At 62.1% G+C, this 2,643-nt stretch carries 3 protein-coding genes; all 3 read right to left on the bottom strand.

From position 1 onward, the window contains the following. Positions 1–201: hypothetical protein (locus tag WCA53_RS27190; protein ID WP_423918016.1), on the bottom strand; the 201-nt coding region annotated here is incomplete at its 3' end. Between the two features lie 13 nt (positions 202–214). Then, on the bottom strand, positions 215–1,189 hold the full coding sequence (locus WCA53_RS27185) for a type II secretion system F family protein (RefSeq protein ID WP_423918013.1): 975 nt from the start codon (positions 1,187–1,189) through the stop codon (positions 215–217). Beyond that, on the bottom strand, positions 1,186–2,643 hold the full coding sequence (locus WCA53_RS27180) for a CpaF family protein (RefSeq protein ID WP_423918010.1): 1,458 nt from the start codon (positions 2,641–2,643) through the stop codon (positions 1,186–1,188). Before WCA53_RS27180 ends, WCA53_RS27185 begins: the two co-directional genes overlap by 4 nt.

Here is a 2,643-nt window from a genome sequence, read left to right as displayed (position 1 = left end):
GAAGCGCAACACGCGCTGCTTCAAGGTATCGTCGGCGCTCTCGGCGTCCTCCGAGACGATGGTCTTCAGTGAATGCAGCGAACGCACGCGGTCGGCAATCCGTTCTTTCGCGCCTGTGCGCATCCTGTAATACCAGGCCACGAGCGCGATCAATGCCAGGCACATGCCGAGGTTGATGGTCAGGTTGGTGTCGAACGTCATGGTGTCGGGGCGCTTAACGTGAGGTATCGAGATTGGACATCTTCGTGATCACGGTCATGCCGGTGACCAGCAATCCGGCCGCGACAAACAGGATGGTGTGGCCGCTCGGGTTGTCGAAAAGGATCATCAGGTACGAGCGGCTCGTCGTGTACAGCATGGCGAGCGTGAAAAACGGGATCGCCGAGATGATCTTGCTGGCGACACGCGTTTCAGCAGTTAGCGCGCGCGTCTTGAGGCGCAGGTCGCGGCGCGAGCGAATGATGGCCGAGAGGTTCTCCAGCGTCTCGCCAAGCTGGCCGCCGGTTTCGCGCTGCAACAGCAAACACACCGAGAAGAACGAGAAATCGGGAATGGCGATGCGCTTCACTGCCACGTCCAGCACGTCGTTCATGTCGATGCCCAGCTTCAGTGAATTGCCCATGGTCTTGAATTCGGAACGCACGGGTTCAGCAACTTCCTCGCCCACGGTGATGATCGCTTGCGTCACCGGCACGCCGGCGCGCACCGCGCGGATCACGAGGTCGAGCGTGTCGGGGAACGCCATGAGGAAACGCGTCTGATAGCGCTTGATGAGCTTCCGATAGAGCCACGCGGCAGTTACGGCCCCAAAGCCAAGGGCGGCGAGCGGCGTGCCCCAGCCGGGCAGCGGCGAATAATGGAAGATTCCCGCGCTCACCACGAACATGACGATTGCTGCGACCGCGACCAGTCTCACGCCGCGTGCGCCGGCGACCACCCCGAGACGCTCAACGCGGCCATCGAACCACGTCTTTATCGAGCCATGGCGGCCCTGCGACTTGAACACGCTTGCGTTGCGTTCGCCCGCGATCGAATCCTGGCCGCCCCGCGATACGCCGAATCCGGACAGGCGTTCCTTGATCCGCGACGGCGCGCGCGACCGGGCCGACTGATGTATTGCGCGCACGATCAGCCCAACAAACACGAACGCGACAAATCCGGAAGCCGTGACGATGTCGGCGGGATTCATGACTTCATGGCGTCCAGGAGCGCGTCTTCGAGTCCGTAATACGCGGCGCGCGAAGCGAACGCGGGCCGTACTGAAGACGCTTCGAACGTGCCCTTCACTTCATCGGCGAACGCGGACGCGTCGTATTTGAATGTGAACAGGTCCTGCGTGATGATGACATCGCCTTCCATACCGACCACTTCGGTCACGCGCGTGATACGGCGCACTCCGTCGCGCATCCGTTCGATCTGCAGGATCATGTGCACGGCGCTCGCGATCTGGCGTCGAATGGAGAGCAGCGGCAAGTTGCCGTTCGCCATCATCACCATACTTTCGAGACGCGTCAGTGCATCGCGCGGCGTGTTCGCGTGGGTCGTGGTCATGGAGCCGTCGTGACCTGTGTTCATGGCCTGCAACACGTCGAATGCCTCGGCGCCCCGCGTTTCACCCAGGATGATGCGGTCCGGCCGCATCCGCAGCGCGTTGCGCACGAGATCGCGCTGGTTCACGCCACCCATGCCTTCGGTGTTGTCGGGGCGCGTTTCCAGACTCACCACGTGCGGCTGTTGAAGCTGCAATTCAGCCGCGTCTTCGATAGTCAAAATCCGTTCGCGCGCATCGATAAAATGCGACATTGCGTTCAGCAAGGTTGTCTTGCCGGAACCCGTACCGCCGGAGATCACGGTGTTCAAACGGCATGCGCTGGCGATCTTGAGCACGCGCATCATTGGCTCGGAGAGATTGCCCTGGCTCGCCATGCGCGCGAGCGTGATATTGCGCTTGCTGAATTTACGAATGGCGATGCACGCGCCCTTTATCGCGAGCGGAGGCAGCACGACGTTGACCCGGCTGCCATCGGCGAGGCGGGCGTCGACCATCGGACTGCTTTCGTCCACGCGCCGTCCGACCGCCGCCGCAATACGCTGCGCGACGTTGACCACGTGCGCGTTATCGCGGAATTTCAGGTTCGTCAGTTCGAGCCGGCCATGACGTTCCACGTAGACCTGGTCAGAGCCGTTGACGAGAATATCGGTCACGCTGTCGTCGGCGAGAAGCGGTTCAATCGGGCCGACGCCGAACATGTCGTTCAGGATTTCATCGGTAATCTGAATCTGTTCCACTTGGGTCAGGTTCAACCGGTCGCGCTCGACAATCTGCGCGCCGATCTGCTCGATGCCCTTGCGTACTTGCGGCCGCGTTTGCTGGATCACGGCGGTGACGTTCATGCCGGCATACACGGCGGCGCGGATGATCTTGAAGTTTTCGGAGCGGACCAGTGCTTCGTTGCCGTCCGTGTTGACATAGCCCGCGCTGGCGGCCAACCCGGAGATACCGGCGACCGGTGCACCCGTGGGCGCGCTCTGGACCGACTGCGAGGCCGCGGTAACAGGCGCGGCGCTTGCCGCGCGATCGATCGCGGCGAGCGGATTGAGCGTGACGATCTCGTCGGGGAAGTCTGCTTTCTGGCCGAACAT

Origin of the sequence: Caballeronia sp., from assembly GCF_049581465.1 — a bacterium.
GTDB lineage: Bacteria > Pseudomonadota > Gammaproteobacteria > Burkholderiales > Burkholderiaceae > Caballeronia.
Note: the sequence above shows the minus strand (reverse complement) of the source record. Positions and strands in the feature narration are given on the sequence as shown.

Excerpts from the sequence above, each read along its gene's own strand:
- WCA53_RS27180 (WP_423918010.1), bottom strand. The coding sequence starts at position 2,643 with ATGTTCGGCCAGAAAGCAGACTTCCCCGACGAGATCGTCACGCTCAAT.
- WCA53_RS27185 (WP_423918013.1), bottom strand. The coding sequence starts at position 1,189 with ATGAATCCCGCCGACATCGTCACGGCTTCCGGATTTGTCGCGTTCGTG.